Raw genomic sequence first — 17,844 nt, forward strand, 5'->3', positions numbered from 1 at the left:
AGAGCGGGCTGGCTTAGCCGCGGGTGACCTTCCCGGCCTTGATGCAGGACGCGCAGACGTTGAGTCGCTGCTTGTTGCCGCCCGGACGGGTCACGACGTGCACAGTCTGGACGTTGGGGTCCCACCGGCGGCTGGTGCGGCGGTGGGAGTGCGACACCGACTTGCCGAAGCCGGGGCCTTTCCCGCAGATATCGCACACAGCGGCCATTGTTCAAGCTCCTCAAATGTTCGGGGTCCGGCACGCAGGACAGGTCTGGACGGGCCGGGCCAGCCCAGGATACCGATTGTGGTGGGCAACCACCAAAACGACCGACGGCGCGCTGTCGCCCCCGCTGGTTAGGCTCAATGGGCCGGTTCGCCCAGGCCGGCGGCCGCCGCGTCACGGCTGGCCGCCGGGCTACGCTGGCGCCCACCGGCGGCTGGCTGGAACGAGGCGCGGAGGAGGTGGGTAGCACTGGGCACTTCCCATAGTTCGCAGGATCGTCCGCTGGACGCGTCGGCCCTGCGGGACTGGGCGCACGCCGCCGTCGGCGACCTGATCACTCACATCGACGAGATCAACCGGCTCAACGTCTTCCCGGTCGCCGATTCCGACACGGGCGCCAACATGCTGTTCACCATGCGTTCCGCCCTGGCGGCGGCGAACGCGGGAGCCGGCGCCGACGGGTCGGGGTGCGTCGCTCGGGTCGCGGCGGCCCTGTCGGCCGGTGCGCTGAACGGCGCCCGCGGCAATTCCGGGGTGATCCTGTCGCAGATCCTGCGCGGCATCGCCGACGTCACCGCGACCGCGGCCGCCGACGCCGGCGGCGAACTGCCCCACATGAACGCCGCCGTCCTTGGGGCCGCGTTGCGGCGCGGCGTCGAACTGGTCATCGCGTCGATGGGCGGCCAGGAGGTGCCGGGCACCATCGTCTCGGTGTTGCGGGCCGCCGCCGACGCCGTCGAGGAGTGCGTCGGCGAAGGGCTGGCCGCCGCGATCACCGCGGCCGGCGATGCCGCGGTGGTTGCGCTGGAGAAGACCCCCGAGCAGCTCGACGTGCTCGCCGAGGCCGGCGCGGTCGACGCGGGCGGGCGAGGCCTGCTGGTCCTGCTCGACGCGCTGCGTTCCACCGTCACGGGGCAGGCGCCCGCCCGCACGGTGTACGAGCTGTCGCCGCGCGCGGTTCCCGCCGAACGCCCGGCGCCGCAATTCGAGGTGATGTACCGGCTGGACGGTGGCGATCCGGCGGCGGCGGACGCGCTGCGGAATCGGCTCGGGGAGCTGGGCGAATCGGTGGCCATCGCGGCCGCGCCGTCCGGCAGCTATTCGGTGCACGTGCACACCGATGACGCCGGCGCCGCCGTCGAGGCGGGATTGGCGGCGGGACGACTCAGCCGGATCGTGGTCTCGGCCCTGAGCTCCGGCGCCACCGGGCTGCCGGCGGGCGGCTGGACGCGGGAACGGGCCGTGCTGGCCGTCGTGGACGGCGACGGGGCCGCCGAGTTGTTCTCCGGCGAGGGCGCCTGCGTGCTGCAGCCGGATCCGGAGGCGGGCGATCCGGCCGGGAACGTCGGCGCCATCAGCGCCCATCGGCTGGTGCGGGCCGTGGTGGACACCGGCGCCGCGCAGGTGATGGTGCTGCCCAACGGCTACGTGGCCGCCGAGGAGCTGGTGGCCGGCTGCACCGCGGCCATTGGCTGGGGTATCGACGTGGTGCCGATACCGACGGGCTCGATGGTGCAGGGGCTGGCCGCGCTGGCCGTGCACGAACCGGACAGGCAGGCGGTCGACGACGGCTACACCATGGCCCGCGCCGCCGGCGCGGCCCGGCACGGGTCGGTGCGCATCGCGACCGAGAGCGCGTTGACCTGGGCCGGTCGCTGTCAGCCGCGTGACGGCCTGGGAATCGCGGGCGACGAGGTGGTGATCGTGGCCCCCGACGTGGCGGGGGCGGCGATCGGCCTGCTCGACCTGTTGCTGGCCTCGGGCGGCGACCTGGTGACGGTGCTCATCGGGGCCGGCATCGAGACGGAGGCCTCGGGTATGGACGCCACCGCCGTCGGCCACATCCTGGAACGGCACGTGCACGACAACCACCCGGGGACCGAGCTGGTGATCTACCGCACCGGCCACCGCGGTGACGTGCTGATGGTCGGGGTCGAGTAGCCGTGGTGTCGCTGTCCGATCGGCTGGATTTCATCGTGGGCGCCAAGGCCGCCGATTCCCTCGACGAGGTGTTCGGCATCCGCACCGTCGACGACCTGCTGCGCCACTACCCGCGCAGCTACACCGAGGGCGCGACCCGCCTGGGTACCGGCACCGAGCGGCCGGAAAAGGGTGAGCACGTCACCATCGTCGACACCATCACCCATGTGGTGGAGCGGCCGATCAAGAAGCGGCCCAAAGACAAGATCTTGCTCGTCACCGTCGGCTCCGGCCGCCACAAGATCACCGCCACGTTCTTCAACCCGCGCTTCATCAAGAGGGGGCTCGTCAAGGACGCGCGGGTGATGCTCTCCGGGGAAGTCGGTTACTTCAACGGCGTCATGCAGCTGACGCACCCCGACTTTCTCATCCTCGACTCGCCGGACGGAAAGAACCGCGGCAGCACCTCGCTGCGCAACATCGCCGACGCCTCGCAGGCCGTCAGCGGCGAATTATCGATGTCGGAGTTCGAACGTCGCTTTTTCCCGATCTATCCCGCCAGCGCGAAACTGCAGAGCTGGGACATCTACGCCTGCGTGCGCCAGGTGCTCGACGTCCTCGATCCGGTGACAGATCCGCTGCCCGCTGAGCTGCGCGCCAGGTTCGGCCTGATTCCCGAAGACGAGGCGCTGCGCGCCATCCACCTCGCCGAGGACGAGCACGAACGCCGCCGTGCGCGTGAGCGATTGACGTTCGACGAGGCCGTCGGCCTGCAGTGGGCGCTGGTGGCGCGCCGCCACGGTGAGCTCTCGCAATCCGGGCCCCCGGCGCCGCTGCGGGACGACGGCCTCGCGTCGGAACTGTTGCGGCGGTTGCCATTCGAGCTGACGGCGGGACAACGCGAGGTGCTCGACGTGCTGTCCGACGGACTCGCGGCGAATCGCCCGATGAACCGCCTGCTGCAGGGTGAGGTGGGGTCCGGCAAGACGATCGTCGCGGTGCTGGCGATGCTGCAGATGGTCGACGCCGGCTACCAGTGCGCGCTTCTGGCGCCCACTGAAGTCCTTGCCGCACAACATCTTTTGTCGATCAGCACCGTGCTCGGCCCGTTGGCGATGGGGGGCCAGCTGGGTGGGGCCGAGGACTCCACCCGGGTGGCGCTGCTGAGTGGCTCCATGACGGCCGCGCAGAAAAAGCAGGTCCGCGCCGAGATCGCCAGCGGCCAGGTCGGCATCGTCATCGGCACCCACGCTCTGCTGCAGGGCTCGGTGGAATTCCACAACCTGGGCATGGTGGTGGTCGACGAGCAGCACCGCTTCGGGGTCGAGCAGCGAGATCAATTGCGCGCCAAGGCCCGCGCCGGCATCACCCCGCACCTGCTGGTGATGACGGCCACGCCGATACCGCGCACCGTCGCGCTGACCGTGTACGGCGACCTGGAGACCTCGACGCTGCGCGAACTCCCGCTCGGGCGACAGCCGATCACCACCAACGTGATCTTCGTGCACGACAAGCCCGCGTGGCTCGACCGCGCCTGGCGGCGCATCATCGAAGAGGTCGCCGCCGGCCGCCAGGCTTTTGTGGTGGCGCCGCGAATCGACGAGACCGACCAGCCGGAAAAGGAAAAGGAAGAGTCGGAAGAAGGGGGGCGACCCGCCAGGCCGTCGGAAACCGCCGAGGGTCTTTTCGCGCGGCTGCATTCCGGTGAGCTGGCAAACCTGCGGCTGGGGCTCATGCACGGGCGGTTGCCCACCGACGAGAAGGACGACGCGATGGCCGCCTTCCGCGCGGGTCAAATCGACGTCCTGGTGTGCACCACCGTCATCGAGGTGGGCGTCGACGTCCCCAATGCCACGGTCATGCTCGTCATGGACGCCGACCGGTTCGGAATCAGCCAATTGCATCAGCTGCGCGGGCGCATCGGCCGCGGCGAACATCCGAGCCTGTGCCTGCTGGCCAGCTGGGTTTCCCTCGGGTCGCAGGCCGGCCGCCGGCTGCGTGCCGTCGCCGAGACGATGGACGGCTTCGCCCTGGCCGACCTGGACCTCAAAGAACGCCGGGAAGGAGACGTGTTGGGCCGCAACCAGTCTGGCAGGGCGATCACCCTGCGGCTGCTGTCGCTGGCCGAACACGGGACGTTCATCGAAGCCGCCCGCGACTTCTGCGTCCGGGCCTATGCCCGCGATCCCGCCGACCCCGGATTGGCTTTGCTGGCAGCGCGATTCACCGACACCGACCGGATCGAATACCTGGACAAGTCATGAATCGCAAGCTGTTGCTGTGGTTGTCGGCGGTCGCGGTGCTCGCGGTGCTGGTCGCCTATCAGACGCTGGGATCGTCGGCGGCCAAGCACGCCGAAATCGCCGCCCGCGCCGACGTCCCCACGGTGCAGCCCGGTACCGACGTGCTGGCGGGCGTCGCCGTGCTGCCGCAACGGGCCCACCGCTACGACTACCGCAGGCCGGCGTTCGGCGACGCCTGGGACGACGACAACGCCGCCCCGCTCGGGCACAACGGGTGTGACACCCGCGACGACATCCTCGACCGGGACCTCGTCGACAAGACCTATGTGTCGGTCAAGCGCTGCCCGAATGCGGTGGCCACCGGCACCCTGCACGATCCGTACACCAACACCACCGTCGCCTTTCGGCGCGGCGCACATACCGGTGAGGCCGTTCAAATCGACCACATCGTTCCGCTCGCCTACGCCTGGGACATGGGCGCCTACGGCTGGCCGGGTCCCGAGCGGCTGCGTTTCGCCAACGACCCGGCCAACCTGCTGGCAGTCGAGGGGCAGGCCAATCAGGACAAGGGCGATTCCCCGCCCGGCCAGTGGATGCCGCCCAACACCGCGTTCGCCTGTCAGTACGCCATGCAGTTCATCGCCGTGCTGCGGGGCTACCGGTTGCCGGTGGACGAGGCCTCGGCGGGCGCACTGCGCCGGGCCGCGGCCACCTGCCCAACCGGCTGACGTGCAACGACTGCGGCACCGAGATCTTGCACCACACCAAAAACCACGAAACCCCGCCGTACAACAACCCTGCAACTTCGGCCTAAACGGGCCTAAACGGGCCGTCATCTCCCTCTGCCTCCACGGTCGCGGGGGAAGTCCATAGGAACCCCGCAACCTCCCGCATCGAGAGCGTTGCGACGACCGTCTGAACCCGCCCAGCGCTGGTGTGGTTCTCACCTACGCCGGGCAGGGTTGTGGTGGGATTTCGAAGTGCAAGAGACTCAGGATCATTAAACGATCGGCCCCCTTCTGAAGAAAAGGGGGCCGATCGCCGTTAGCGGGTCACCGGCTCGCAGCATCGGTGACCGCCGCCGGACTTAGAGCAGTGAGATTCAGAAATGCAAAACGCTGAGGATCATTCCCGGCAGCACCGATGCAAGATCAGCGCCCAGGTGACCCGCAATGTTGGCGACATCGCCCGGCAGCACACCAGCAATATCGGCCGGCAGGACCGACAAGGCCGCCACGCTACTGAGATCAGTCACACTCGCGAAATTCGCCGACAAAGAGGCGGCGGCCGATGCCGCGCTGGCGGCATTGGCCGCGCTCGCCAGACCGGGCAGGCCGCCATAAGTCCGGAAGACATTGAGAACGTTATCGACGATCTCGTTCGGAGACGGCCAACCATAGGTAGCCATGTTCAAGAATGTCGCCCAGGCCGCGGACAGACTGCCGCCGGCCAAGATGTCAGTCCCGCCGGTGATCGGAAGCGATCCTGCGACGAGATGGGGAGTCAGGTAGGTGAAGATCGGCAGAAGACCAGGGCCGTATAACGCGCTCAGCGCGTTGGGCTGCAGGAGGCCAGCATGGCCGCTGATACCGTTGATGAAGGCATTGGCTACCGCGCCTGGCGTATTGAGCAGGTTGAGCACCGCATCCGGCAGATCACCCGCAGCATACGCATCGTAGGCAGTTTGCAGACTATCACCAAGCGATTCACTAAAGCCGTTACCCAAACCGTTCAGCGCGTACTCACCAAGCGCCACGATGGTGCTGTTGGTGTCCGGGGGGGTGCCAAGGACAGCTTTGGTCACGTTCGCGAGATTCTGCGTCAGATCCACCGGGATTTGCAGAATACTTTCCATCGGCTGAAAAACGTCGTTGATTGGGCCATTAAAAAACGCGTCGGTTAGATCGCTTACCCCAGTCGTGATTTGGCCCGAATTTATCGCAGCGAGTCCAGCCGTCACCCCTGGCCAAAAGTCGAGTGAGTAGGTCGTTGAGGTGAAGTAATCGAGAGCACCATTTGCGGCGCTTTGGTACCCGCCGACGTACAGGCTCGCATACTGGATCCAGTTCGCGGCTACCTGTTCCGCGATCAGCGGGCTGTAGGCGTTGAAAAGCGCCTCCAGATTTGTGCCCGCGGCCTGGAAAAGGTCGACCCACGTTTGAAGCGGGTTCACGGCGTAGTCGGTGCTGGCGAGTTGGACGGCGCGCTGCTCGATGGTGACGGCGCTGTGTTGGAGGTCTGCGGCGACGTCGTTGGAGACCGCCGGCGTTAGGGCGATCAGGCTGGCGCCGATGGCCGCGGCGCCCGCGGTAACGAGGGGCCGAAGGGCTGTGAGCTGTTGCATGCGCTTTGTTCCTTTGCTGTCTGTGGTCTGGGTAGTCGTGGGCGCGCGGAGGCCATTGCGCCCAAGGGGTTTTAGCCGTTGGCTCCAGGTATGCCGGCCGCACCGTTTTGGCCGAGGAATCCAGCGAGGCCGGCGGGACCACCCAAACCGCCCTTCAATTTGGCGTAGCCGGGGGTGGCGTTACCGCCATTGCCGCCATTACCACCGTTACCGGCCAGGAGCCCACTCAAACCGCCGGCACCACCCGAGTTGCCCCTGCCGTAAAAGATGGGGTTGAAGATGTTATTGGGGGCAGAACCACCCTGGCCGCCGTTGCCGACCAGCCAGGCGGCGTTACCGCCGGCACCGCCGACACCGCCGTAACCACCGGCGGCGTTGCTGGCGCCGCCAGCGCCGCCAGCACCACCGTTGCCGAACAGCAAACCGCCAGCACCGCCAGCGCCGCCGGTGCCGCCCTGGCCGCCAGCGCCGACGACACCACCGGCGCCCCCAACACCACCGTTGCCCATCAGGATGCCGCCGGAGCCACCGGCACCGCCAGCGGTAAGGGTGCCGTCGCTGCTGAAGCTCGTGACGGTGGCGCCAGCGCCGCCCGCACCGCCGTTGCCGATTAGTCCGGCGGCACCGCCGACTCCACCGGCGGGGTTACTGGCGGTACCGGCCACACCGGTCCCGCCGTCACCGAATAGGAACCCGCCATCGTGGAGAGTGCCGTTGAGCCCGAGACTGCCTAACAACGAGGTGTTGGTGGGGACGACTCCGTTAACGCCGTTGCCGATCAGGTCGCGTCCGAACAGGTCGACGAACGGCGCATTGATTACCCCATCCACTTGCTGTCCGAGCGGGCTGGCTATCCAGTCTTGGCCGCCTGTGTAAATCGCGGTATAGAAACTGTCGAACGCTCCGTATACGAGCTGGTTGAGCGCAGCTTGAGGAGACTCCGCGGCCGAGACGGCGGCGCTAAGCCCGTCGATGTTGAGGGCGGCAGCAGCGCTGGCATGCACACCCTCGAAGGCACTGTTTAGTGCGCCGGCGTTGAAGGCGGCGACGCTGGCGTTAATGCTGTTGGTGATGCCTTCGAGCGCGACGGTGTGAATGCCGTCGAAAGCAGCCGCACTCGCACCCGCGCTCAGGCCGTCCACAGCGGCCGTGGTGCCTGCATTAATGCCCTCTTGGGCAGCTGTGGTGGCAGCGGAGATTACCGGCTGGAGGAGGGGGTCGATGATCATGTCGAGCACGCCGGCACGGGCCGCAGGTGCGGTGGCGAGGGGGGTGATTGCGGCGCTCAGGAATGCGCCGGCGGCGGTGCTCATGCCGATCACGCGACCGTGACGGCGTGCCTTGGCGGTGCGGTGGTTTCGCCGCATGCGGTGGTGTTTGCGTTTCATTTGCGAGCCTTCCTTGACCGACAACGGTGACGATGGATCAAAAACATAGCTGAGAATTACATTGACAAAATCGTGGCAACACACCAGGAAATAAGCCCTCACGAGAGGTATTGGCAGCAAAACCCGGCCGCAATGAGAGCGAAATTAATGACCGACGCCGACCCCATCACACCCCAGTCCCAAAAGGCCCCGATAATCACGGAACGATAATCGAAGCGGATTCGGTCGGGGTGTACCGGGCTGGACTGTGCTGTCTCAAAGGGTAAAAGCGTGTCAACACGCCAACCAATAAACGATCGGCCCCCTTCTTTGAGAAAAGGGGGCCGATCGCCGTTAGCAGGTCACCGGCTCGCAGCATCGGCGACCGCCGCCGGACTCAGAAGCAGCAGGACTCAGAACAACGAGGTGAGCACGTTGACCGCCAGTCTCCCGAGCTCGGGTGCCAGCGTCCCGGCGATGTTCGTCGCGATCGACGGGGCTATGCCGCTAATCTCAGTCGCCACCGACGGGGCAATCCCCGCGACATCGGCCGCCGCAGCCGAGGCCGCGCCACCCAGGCCACCCCCGCCGCCGAAGAACTCAAGGTAGCTCTGGAACACATTCAGTAAACCATCGACCCACATATTCGGGGTCGGCCAACCGGTGGTCACCTGGCTCGCCAATTGCGAGAACGCATTAGCCAGACTGCCACCTTCCAAAATATTGGGCGTGAGCACCGTGCCTGTCACCTGATTGTGAACAACAATGTCCGAGGCGAGTGTCTGGGGAATCCAGACCGCCAACGTGTTCAACAGGCCAGGTTTTGTCAGGAGGCTGGTGGGACTGAGGATACCGGTGTTGCCGATCCCGCCGTTACCGTATCCATTGAGGATTGCCCCCGCGAGTAGCCCCGGGATATTGAGCAAATTGCTCACCCCCGCCGGCAGGTCACCAGCGGCGAACCCGTCGTAAGCATTCTGAAAACCGGCGCCAAGGGCAGCGAAGATGCTGCTACTCACACCTACGGCAAAAAAGGCACCGAGCATTGACAATATCGAGTCACTGAGCTCACTCGGCTCGTTAAATGCGAGGTTGCCAAGGGCCGCGAAGTTGGTCGACATGTAGGCGAGGATGGTCGGGATGGTTTCCATCGGTTGGAATATGTTCGAAGCCGGCCCGTACCAGAACCCGTAAAGGCCCTCGGGGTCGAAGGCGTCGATGAAGTTACCTTGCTGAATGGCAGTGATCGCATAGGTGAGGTTGTCGAAAACTGAATAACCGTTGCCTGCTCCATTCGCATTAGTGAAGAAGTTGTAGGCACCTTCGACGGCACCCTTGTACGCGTTCGCGAACGTGCCACCAACCGCGCCCGGCCCCGTCTGGCCGACGTAGATGCTCGCGTAGGTGATCCAGTTCGCGGCCAGCTGCTGGGCCAGCGGGAAGAAAATCGTGCCCCCGTGGCTCATGTTGCTTCCAATCGTTTGCAGGTTGGCGCCCGCTTGTTGGAAGACGTCGATCCAGGTTTGGATGGGGTTGACGACCCCGGGGTCGCTGCTCAGCAGCTCGACCGCGCGGTGCTGAGCGGCGGTGACACTGCGCTGGAGGTCGGAGGCTGCGTCGTTGGAGACTGCGGGGGTGAGGGCGATCAGGCTGGCGCCTAGTGCCGCGGCGCCCGCGGTGATGAGGGGTCGGAGGGCTGTTCGCTGGTGCATGGGTGTTGTTCCTTTGCTGTGTGTGGTCTAGGTAGTCGTGGGCGTGCAGAGGCCCACGACGTTCACAGGGGTATTAGCCGTGGGTCCCATTTGTGCCGGCCGCACCGTTTTGGCCGAGGATCCCGGCGAGACCGCCGAGTCCCCCCTTGCCGCCGGCGTAGCCGTAGCCGGGGGTGGCGTTACCGCCGTTGCCGCCAACACCGCCATTGCCGGCCAGTAACCCGCTGAAACCGCCGGCACCACCGGCACCGCCGCCCCCGTAAGCACCGCCGCCGCTAGGGGCGTTGGGGGCGGTGCCGCCAGCCCCGCCATTACCGACCAGCCAGGCCGCGTTACCGCCGGCACCGCCCTTACCGGTGTACCAACCGCCAGGGCCGGCATTGCCGCCGTTACCGCCGGCACCGCCGTTGCCGAACAGGATGCCGGCGGCACCGCCAGCGCCACCGACACCGTTACCGGCTGAACTGCTGGTGTAACCGAAGCCACCGACACCACCGGCACCCCCATTGCCCATCAAGATGCCGCCGACACCACCGATACCACCGGTGCCGCCTACGCCGCTGGCATTGCTGAAGCCGGCTCCGCCTGCGCCGCCGTTGCCGATCAGCCCGGCGGCCCCGCCGGCGAAACCGGTGTGGTGAGCGGCGGTGCCGGCCGCCCCAGTCCCGCCGTCGCCGAACAGGAACCCGCCGTCGGCGAGGCTGCCATTAGCGCCGATGCCGCCGATCGGCGAGGTGTTGGCGCCGGTGAAGCCGTTGACGCCGTTGCCGATCAGGTCGCGCCCGAACAGGGCGACGAACGGCCCGTTGATCACTTCGTCCACTTGCTGGCCGGTGGGGCTGGCAATCCATGCCTCACCAGCCCCGTGAATCCCGTTATAGAAACTGTCGAACGCGCCGTAGATGAGGTCATTAAGCGCGGCTCGAGGAGACTCTGCAGCAGAGACAGCAGCACTAAAACCACCAAGATCGACGGCTGCAGCGCTGGCATGCATACCCTCAAGGGCACTGTTTAGTGCGCCGGCATTAAAGGCGGCAACACTGGCATTAATGCTATTAGTAATGCCCTCGAGCGCGGCCGAATGAATGCCGTCGAAAGCCGCCGCACCAGCACTCGCACCGGTGCTCACGCTGTCAAGGGCAAGCGTGCCGGCGTTGATGCCTTCTTGGGCGGCCGTGCTGGCGGCGGTGATCACGGGCTGGATGATGGGGTCGATGATCATGTCGAGCACCCCGGCGCGGGCAGCAGGTGCGGCGGCCATCGGGGTCATCGCGGCGCTCAGGAATGCGCCGGCGGCGGTGCCCACGCCGATCACACGATCGTGACGGCGTGCCTTGGCGGTGCGGTGGTTTCGCCGCATGCGGTGCTGTGTGCGTTTCATTTGCGAGCCTTCCCTGGACCGACAACGGTGACGATGGATCAAAAACATAGCTGAGAATTACGTTGACAAAATCGTGGCAACACACCAGGAAATAAGCCCCCAGGATAGGTATTGGCAGCAAAACCCGGCCACAGTAAGAGCGAAATTATTATCTGACGTTAACCCTGTTACGGGAATTGCCCGACCGGATCCTCAGATTCATCACCGCGATAATGCGCCATCGCGATTCGCAATCAGTGTTTCAGCACCGCCTTGGTCCATTCGTTGAACAAACCACCCCGACGACGTCTTCACCGTTAAAGACAACCAGGCCATCCTGCGTAGACAGTTAAAAGGCCCCTCCGCGGAAACAGTCCACCGTGCGGGAGACCACGACCGAACAACGATGACGGCCACACCAAAAAACGGTGCCTAAAAACCACCCAAGATCGTCCACCGAATCGGTCCCCCGCACGCGATGCAGCTGCTGACACGCTTGAAACCCATGTGCTGTCTCAAGGGTAGAGGCGAATCCGCAAGCCAACCAATAAACGATCGGCCCCCTTCTGAAGAAAAGGGGGCCGATCGCCGTTAGCAGGTCACCGGCTCGCAGCATCGGTGACCGCCGCCGGACTTAGAGCAGTAAGGCTCAGAAATGCAAAACGTTCAGGATCATTCCCGGCAGCACCGACGCAAGATCAGCACCCAGATGACCCGCAATGTTGGCGACATCGCCCGGCAGCACACCAGCAATATCGGCCGGCAGGACCGACAAGGCCGCCACGCTACTGAGATCAGTCACACTCGCGAAATTCGCCGACAAAGAGGCGGCGGCCGATGCCGCGGTGGCGAAGTCGGCCACGCTGCCGACATTGGCCGCGCTAGCCAAACCAGGCAAGCCAGCAGCCAAACCAGGCAAGCCGGCGTAGGTCCGGAAGACATTAAGGATGTTATTGACGATCTCGTTCGGAGACGGCCAACCACCGGCCGCCATGTTCAAGAATGATCCCCACGCCGTGGCCAGGCTGTCGCCGTTCGTAATATTGGCCCCACCGGGAACAACGATCGCCTTCGCTAAATTTTGGGGGGCCAGGTTCGCGAATATCGAGAGCAAACCACTCTGCAACACACCGTTCTCCGGTGAAAGGAGACCCTGAGCATTAGGGGTCCCGTTGATCACACCGTTGGCTACCGCACCCGGGGTATTGAGTAGATTGAGCACCCCATCTACCGGATCCCCAGCACCGAACGCATCGTAAGCGGCTTGCAGGCTATCACCGAGCGAATGTTCAAGAGCGCCGCTGAACCCGAAGAGCGCGTACGCACCGACCGACTCGATGACGCCGCCATTGTTGGTGTTAAGGAGAGCATCCGTAGCGTTCGCGATATTCTGCGTAAAATATATAGGGATCTGCAGAGTGTTTTCCATTGGCTGGAGAACCTCTTGGATGGGGCCTTGAAGCAACGCGTTGCCCACTTGCTCAACCCCACTTGAGATCTGACCCGACTGGAAGTCAGCGAGTCCGCTGGTCACAAGCGGCCAAAAATAGATCGGGATGTCGTGAAGAGTGACGGTTGAGGTGTAGAACTGAAGAGCGCCATTTGCGGCGGATTGGTACGAGCCGATGTAGAGGTTCGCGTACTGGATCAAGTTCGCGGCCACTTGTTGGGCGAGCACTGCGGGAATCTGGGCCCAGTCGGCGCCAATGGTCTGTAGGTTGGCGGCCGCGTTCGTGAAGACATCAAGCCAGGTTTGCAGCGGGTTGACGGCGTAATCCGTGCTCGCGAGTTCGACCGCGCGCTGCTCAATAGTGACCCCGCTGTGTTGGAGATCGGCTGCGGCATCGTTGGAGACCGCCGGTGTCAGGGCGATCAGGCTGGCACCGACTGCCGCGGCACCCGCGGAGACGAGAGGCCGAAGGGCTGTGAGCTGTTGCATGCGAGTTGTTCCTTTGCTGTCAGTGGTCTGGGTATTCGTGAGCGTGCAGAGGCCATTGCGCCCGAGGGGGTATTAGCCGCTGGTTCCAGGTATGCCGGCCGCACCAACTCGGCCGAGGAATCCGGCGAGTCCGCCGACACCACCGGCACCGCCGCTGTAGCCGTAGCCGGGGGTGGCGTTGCCGCCGTTGCCGCCAGCGCCACCGTTGCCGGCCAGTAACCCGCTGAAACCGCCGGCACCACCGGGATTACCAGCGTTGTAATCTCCGGAACCGTAGATGTTGTTGGGGGCAGAACCACCGTTGCCCCCGTTACCGACCAGCCAGGCACCGTTACCGCCAGCACCACCGCGGCCGCCGTAACCGCCGTTGGGGTTGCTGACTCCGCCGGCGCCGCCAGCACCGCCGTTACCGAACAGGATGCCGGCATTACCCCCGGCACCACCGCGGCCGAAGCTGTAGCCAGCGTTGACACCGCCCGCACCGCCGGCGCCACCGTTACCCATCAGCAACCCACCGAAACCGCCGGCACCGCCGTTACCGCCAGCACCGCTGGCAGGGCTGAATCCGGCACCACCGGCCCCGCCGTTGCCGATCAGCCCGGCGGCACCGCCGACTCCACCAGCAGTGTGGGTGGCGGTACCGGCCGCACCGGCTCCGCCATCGCCGAATAGGAACCCGCCATCGTGGAGGGTGCCGTTGAGCCCGAGACTGCCTAACAACGAGGTGTTGGGACCGGTGAAGTTGTCGACGCCGTTGCCGATCAGGTCGCGTCCGAACAAGTCGATGAACGGCGCATTGATTACCCCATCCACTTGCTGTCCGAGCGGGCTGGCGATCCAGTCCTGGCCGCCTGTGTAAATCGCGGTATAGAAACTGTCGAACGCCCCATACACGAGGTTATTCAGCGCAGCTTGAGGAGACTCCGCGGCCGAGACAGCAGCGCTAAGACCGTCGACGTTGAGGGCGGCAGCAGCGCTGGCATGCACACCCTCGAAGGCACTGTTTAGTGCGCCGGCGTTGAAGGCGGCAACACTGGCATTAATGCTATGAGTAATGCCCTCGAGCGCGGCGGTATGAATGCCGTCGAACGCAGCCGCACTCGCACCCGCGCTCAGGCCATCGAGCGCGGCCGTGGTGCCCGCGGTAATACCCTCCAGAGCCGTGGTGCCTGCATTAATGCCCTCAAGGGCGGCTTGGCTGGCAGCGGAGATTACCGGCTGGAGGAGGGGGTCGATGATCATGTCGAGCACACCCGCGCGGGCAGCAGGTGCGGCGGCCATCGGGGTGATTGCGGCGGTCAGAAATGCGCCGGCGGCGGTGCCCACGCCGATCACGCGACCGTGACGGCGTGCCTTGGCGGTGCGGTGGTTTCGCCGCATGCGGTGGTGTTTGCGTTTCATTTGCGAGCCTTCCCTTGACCGACAACGGTGACGATGGATCAAAAACATAGCTGAGAATTACGTTGACAAAATCACGGCAACACAATAAGAAATAAACCCCTACGAGAGGTATTGGCAGCAAAACCCGGCCGCAGTGAGAGCGAAATTATTATCTGATGCCGACCCCGTTACGGGAATTACCCGACCCGCGCCCGAGCCAGATCCCCCAGATTCATAATCAAGTCCCGACTTCGGACTTTTAGTGCGCATGCTGGCGATGGAAATGTTTGGTTCACGCAGCGCCGTGTCGGCGGCGTCTACTGGCTCACCGATTCGCCCCTACGCCTGGGTAGAGGCGTGTCGGCAAGCCGACCAATAAACGATCGGCCCCCTTCTGAAGAAAAGGGGGCCGATCGCCGTTAGCAGGTCACCGGCTCGCAGCATCGGTGACCGCCGCCGGACTTAGAGCAGTGAGACTCAGAAATGCAAAATGCTCAGGATCATTCCCGGCAGCACCGATGCAAGATCAGCACCCAGGTGACCCGCAATGTTGGCGACATCGCCCGGCAGCACACCAGCAATATCGGCCGGCAGGACCGACAAGGCCGCCACGCTACTGAGATCAGTCACACTCGCGAAATTCGCCGACAAGGAGGCGGCGGCGGATGCCGTGGTGGCGACGTCGGCCACGCTGCCGACATTGGCCGCGCTAGCCAAACCAGGCAAGCCAGCATAAGTCCGGAAGACATTAAGGATGTTATCGACGATCTCGTTCGGTGAGGGCCAACCAGTCAGAAATTGATTCAGGAATCCTTGCCACGCGGTCAGGAGGCTGCCGCCGGCGGTGATGTTTTGTGCTCCGGGAGCCGGGATCGCCTCGGCGAGTAGCTTCGGAACGGTGTTCACCAGTAGCGAGAGCAAACCGGCTATGTGCTCGCTGCCCCCGGGAGAGAGAAGGCCCGCAGTGCCGCCAGCGGAGGCATTGAGGGCGGCGTCCGCGACCACTCCGGGCGTATTGAGCAGATTAAGCGCCGCACCTAACAGGTCTCCGGCAGCATACGCGTTGTAGGCGACCTGAAGGCTCTCGCCCAGCGCGTCTTCGATTCCTTGACCGAATTGGAGCGCGAACTCGCCGAGCCCGACGATAAGGGACTGGAGGATTGGGGGCGTGCCCAGCAGGACTGGCGTTGCATTCCCGATGTTCTTCGAAATATCTACAGGAATAGTTAAGATATTCTCCATTGGTTCAAAAATCCCTAATATCGGACCCTGATAGAAGGCGTAGAGCAGATTTCCAACTGCGTCATAAATATCGCCCGACTGTGCATTGGTGAGCGCCGTGGTTACCAAAGGCCAAAAATCGGCTGATAGGGGGTTAGTACCGGTGAAATAGGTGAGTGTGCCGTTGGCGGCGGCTTGGTAACCGCCGACGTAGGTGTCGGCGTATTGGATCCAGTTCGCGCCAACCTGTTGGGCGAGGACCGCGGGAATCTGGGACCAGGTGTTATAAATCGTCTGCAGGTTAGCGGCCGAGTCAGTGAAGACGTCGAGCCAGGTTTGGAGCGGGTTGACGGCGTACTCATCGGTGGTGAGCTCGACCGCGCGGTGCTGGATGCTGACGACGCTTTGTTGCAGGTCGGCTGCGACGTCGTTGGACACGGCCGGCGTCAGGGCGATCAAGCTGGCACCTACTGCCGCGGCGCCCGCGGAGACGAGGGGCCGGAAGGCTGCTAACTGTTGCATGCGCTTTGTTCCTTTGCTGTCTGTGATCTGGGTATTCGTAGGCGTTTAGAAGCGATTCCGCCCAAGGGGGTATTAGCCCGCTGCACCGCGCGTACCGGCCGTACCGTTCTGGCCGAGGATGCCGCCAAGTCCGCCGTAGCCACCGCGGCCGCCGGTACCAACTACCAGGCTGCCGGCGGCGCCATTACCGCCGTTACCGCCACTGCCACCGACGCCGGCCAGCAGCCCACTGAAGCCACCGGCGCCACCGGCGCCACCGTTACCACCGACTCTCGCAACGGCTGTACCGTTATTGCCAAGGCCCCCGTCGCCGCCGTTACCGACCAGCCAGCCTCCGTTGCCGCCGGCACCGCCAGCCCCGCCATTGAAACCGCGAGTCGCGGACACGCCGGCAGCGCCGCCGACGCCGCCGTCGCCGCCGTTGCCGAACAGGAGACCGCCGTTACCGCCGTTACCGCCGTTACCGCCGGCGGTGGTAGCGGCGGCAAAACCGGCACCGCCGGCTCCGCCGTTACCCATCAGCCAGCCGCCAGTGCCACCAGCGCCGCCGGCAGTGGTAGCGGACAGGCCGGTGCCACCGATGCCGCCGTTGCCGATCAAGCCGGCGGAGCCACCGGCGAGGCCGGCGGCACCGTTTCCGCCGTTGCCGAACAAGAACCCGCCGTCGTGGAGGCTGCCGTTGAGTCCAAACTGGCCGATTAACGAGGCGTTGGGGCCGGTGAAGTTGTCGACGCCGTTGCCGATCAGGTCGCGTCCGAACAGGTCGACGAACGGCACATTGATCACCCCGTCCACGGATTGGCCGGTTGGGCTGGCTATCCAGTCTTGGCCGCCTGTGTAAATCGCGGTATAGAGGTTGTCGAACGCTCCGTACACGAGCTGGTTCAGCGCAGCTTGAGGAGACTCCGCAGCCGAGACAGCAGCACTAAGACCGCCGAGGTCGACGGCAGCGGCGCTGGCATTGATGCTGTTAGTAATGCCTTCGAGGGTGGCTGTATGAACGCCGTCGAAGGCGGTGGTGGCGGCGCTGAGGCTGTCGAGGGCAAGCGTGCCCGCGTTGATGCCGTCGAGTGCCGCGGCGGTGCCCGCGGTAACACCCTCCAGAGCCGTGGTGCCTGCATTAATGCCCTCAAGGGCGGCTTGGCTGGCAGCGGTGATCACGGGCTGGAGGAGGGGGTCGATGATCATGTCGAGCACCCCGGCACGGGCCGCAGGTGCGGCGGCGAGGGGGGCGAGGGGGGTGATTGCGGCGGTCAGAAATGCGCCGGCGGCGGTGCTCACGCCGATCACGCGACCGTGACGGCGTGCCTTGGCGGTGCGGTGGTTTCGCCGCATGCGGTGGTGTTTGCGTTTCATTTGCGAGCCTTCCTGTCCCAGCAATGGTGACGATGGATCAAAAACATAGCTGAGAATTACGTTGACAAAATCACGCCAACACACCAGGCAATAAACCCTCACGATAGGTATTAGCAGCAAAACCCGGCCGCAATGAGAGCGAAATTATTATCTGACGGTTACCCCGTTACAGGATTACCCGACCAGGTCCCCCAGATTCATCACCGCGACAATGGACCATCGTGATCTGCAGCCAGCGTTTCAGCACCGCCTTGGTCCATTCGTTGAACAAACCA

At 64.8% G+C, this 17,844-nt stretch carries 10 protein-coding genes and 2 pseudogenes; 3 read left to right on the forward strand and 9 right to left on the reverse strand.

The features are described 5' to 3' along the window. Nucleotides 1-13: 13 nt before the first annotated feature. A complete protein-coding gene (gene rpmB, locus K3U93_RS07680; RefSeq protein WP_071511329.1) occupies nucleotides 14-208 on the reverse strand; it encodes a 50S ribosomal protein L28 in 195 nt (64 codons plus the stop codon). A gap of 279 nt (nucleotides 209-487) precedes the next feature. On the opposite strand from rpmB, the gene K3U93_RS07685 reads away from it, so the two are divergent. Genes K3U93_RS07685 through K3U93_RS07695 form a run of 3 tightly spaced genes read left to right on the forward strand, consistent with a single transcriptional unit; the run spans nucleotide 488 to nucleotide 5,096 of the window. Further along, the gene (locus K3U93_RS07685) at nucleotides 488-2,146 is read left to right on the forward strand and encodes a DAK2 domain-containing protein (RefSeq protein ID WP_176219964.1); all 1,659 of its coding nucleotides are present in this window, start codon (nucleotides 488-490) and stop codon (nucleotides 2,144-2,146) included. A gap of 2 nt (nucleotides 2,147-2,148) precedes the next feature. Beyond that, nucleotides 2,149-4,389: an ATP-dependent DNA helicase RecG gene (recG, locus tag K3U93_RS07690; RefSeq protein WP_083010533.1), complete on the forward strand. Its 2,241-nt coding sequence runs from the start codon at nucleotides 2,149-2,151 to the stop codon at nucleotides 4,387-4,389. Continuing rightward, a complete protein-coding gene (locus K3U93_RS07695) occupies nucleotides 4,386-5,096 on the forward strand; it encodes an HNH endonuclease family protein (protein WP_083010532.1) in 711 nt (236 codons plus the stop codon). The genes recG and K3U93_RS07695 overlap by 4 nt, the downstream gene beginning before the upstream one ends. 374 nt (nucleotides 5,097-5,470) lie before the next feature. Here the strand turns inward: K3U93_RS07695 and K3U93_RS07700 are convergent, their stop codons facing one another. The 8 genes and pseudogenes from K3U93_RS07700 to K3U93_RS25360 form a co-directional block, all read right to left on the reverse strand. Beyond that, on the reverse strand, nucleotides 5,471-6,712 hold the full coding sequence (locus K3U93_RS07700; RefSeq protein WP_083010531.1) for a hypothetical protein: 1,242 nt from the start codon (nucleotides 6,710-6,712) through the stop codon (nucleotides 5,471-5,473). A 71-nt stretch (nucleotides 6,713-6,783) separates the two neighbouring features. Beyond that, a complete protein-coding gene (locus K3U93_RS07705; protein ID WP_176219959.1) occupies nucleotides 6,784-8,100 on the reverse strand; it encodes a PGRS repeat-containing protein in 1,317 nt (438 codons plus the stop codon). A gap of 392 nt (nucleotides 8,101-8,492) precedes the next feature. After that, nucleotides 8,493-9,791: a hypothetical protein gene (locus tag K3U93_RS07710; RefSeq protein WP_083010530.1), complete on the reverse strand. Its 1,299-nt coding sequence runs from the start codon at nucleotides 9,789-9,791 to the stop codon at nucleotides 8,493-8,495. 73 nt (nucleotides 9,792-9,864) lie between these two features. Beyond that, nucleotides 9,865-10,515: pseudogene (locus K3U93_RS25630) on the reverse strand (PE family protein); the annotation flags it as partial. A 1,285-nt stretch (nucleotides 10,516-11,800) separates the two neighbouring features. Beyond that, on the reverse strand, nucleotides 11,801-13,090 hold the full coding sequence (locus tag K3U93_RS07720; RefSeq protein ID WP_220688596.1) for a hypothetical protein: 1,290 nt from the start codon (nucleotides 13,088-13,090) through the stop codon (nucleotides 11,801-11,803). A gap of 75 nt (nucleotides 13,091-13,165) precedes the next feature. Beyond that, nucleotides 13,166-13,855, reverse strand: a pseudogene (locus K3U93_RS25635) (PGRS repeat-containing protein); the annotation flags it as partial. 1,092 nt (nucleotides 13,856-14,947) lie between these two features. After that, nucleotides 14,948-16,213, reverse strand: a complete 1,266-nt coding sequence (locus K3U93_RS07730) for a hypothetical protein (RefSeq protein WP_083013030.1) — start codon at nucleotides 16,211-16,213, stop codon at nucleotides 14,948-14,950. Between the two features lie 72 nt (nucleotides 16,214-16,285). Beyond that, nucleotides 16,286-17,569 (reverse strand): hypothetical protein, encoded by a 1,284-nt coding sequence (locus K3U93_RS25360; RefSeq protein WP_071511571.1) that lies wholly within the window; start codon nucleotides 17,567-17,569, stop codon nucleotides 16,286-16,288. Nucleotides 17,570-17,844 lie beyond the last annotated feature (275 nt).

The organism is Mycobacterium malmoense, from assembly GCF_019645855.1.
In the GTDB taxonomy this organism is placed as follows: domain Bacteria; phylum Actinomycetota; class Actinomycetes; order Mycobacteriales; family Mycobacteriaceae; genus Mycobacterium; species Mycobacterium malmoense.

What these genes read in the sequence shown, in the direction of transcription:
- rpmB (WP_071511329.1), bottom strand. Translation starts at nt 208, where the DNA reads ATGGCCGCTGTGTGCGATATCTGCGGGAAAGGCCCCGGCTTCGGCAAG.
- K3U93_RS07695 (WP_083010532.1), top strand. Translation starts at nt 4,386, where the DNA reads ATGAATCGCAAGCTGTTGCTGTGGTTGTCGGCGGTCGCGGTGCTCGCG.
- K3U93_RS07700 (WP_083010531.1), bottom strand. Translation starts at nt 6,712, where the DNA reads ATGCAACAGCTCACAGCCCTTCGGCCCCTCGTTACCGCGGGCGCCGCG.
- K3U93_RS07705 (WP_176219959.1), bottom strand. Translation starts at nt 8,100, where the DNA reads ATGAAACGCAAACACCACCGCATGCGGCGAAACCACCGCACCGCCAAG.
- K3U93_RS07710 (WP_083010530.1), bottom strand. Translation starts at nt 9,791, where the DNA reads ATGCACCAGCGAACAGCCCTCCGACCCCTCATCACCGCGGGCGCCGCG.
- K3U93_RS07720 (WP_220688596.1), bottom strand. Translation starts at nt 13,090, where the DNA reads ATGCAACAGCTCACAGCCCTTCGGCCTCTCGTCTCCGCGGGTGCCGCG.
- K3U93_RS07730 (WP_083013030.1), bottom strand. Translation starts at nt 16,213, where the DNA reads ATGCAACAGTTAGCAGCCTTCCGGCCCCTCGTCTCCGCGGGCGCCGCG.
- K3U93_RS25360 (WP_071511571.1), bottom strand. Translation starts at nt 17,569, where the DNA reads ATGAAACGCAAACACCACCGCATGCGGCGAAACCACCGCACCGCCAAG.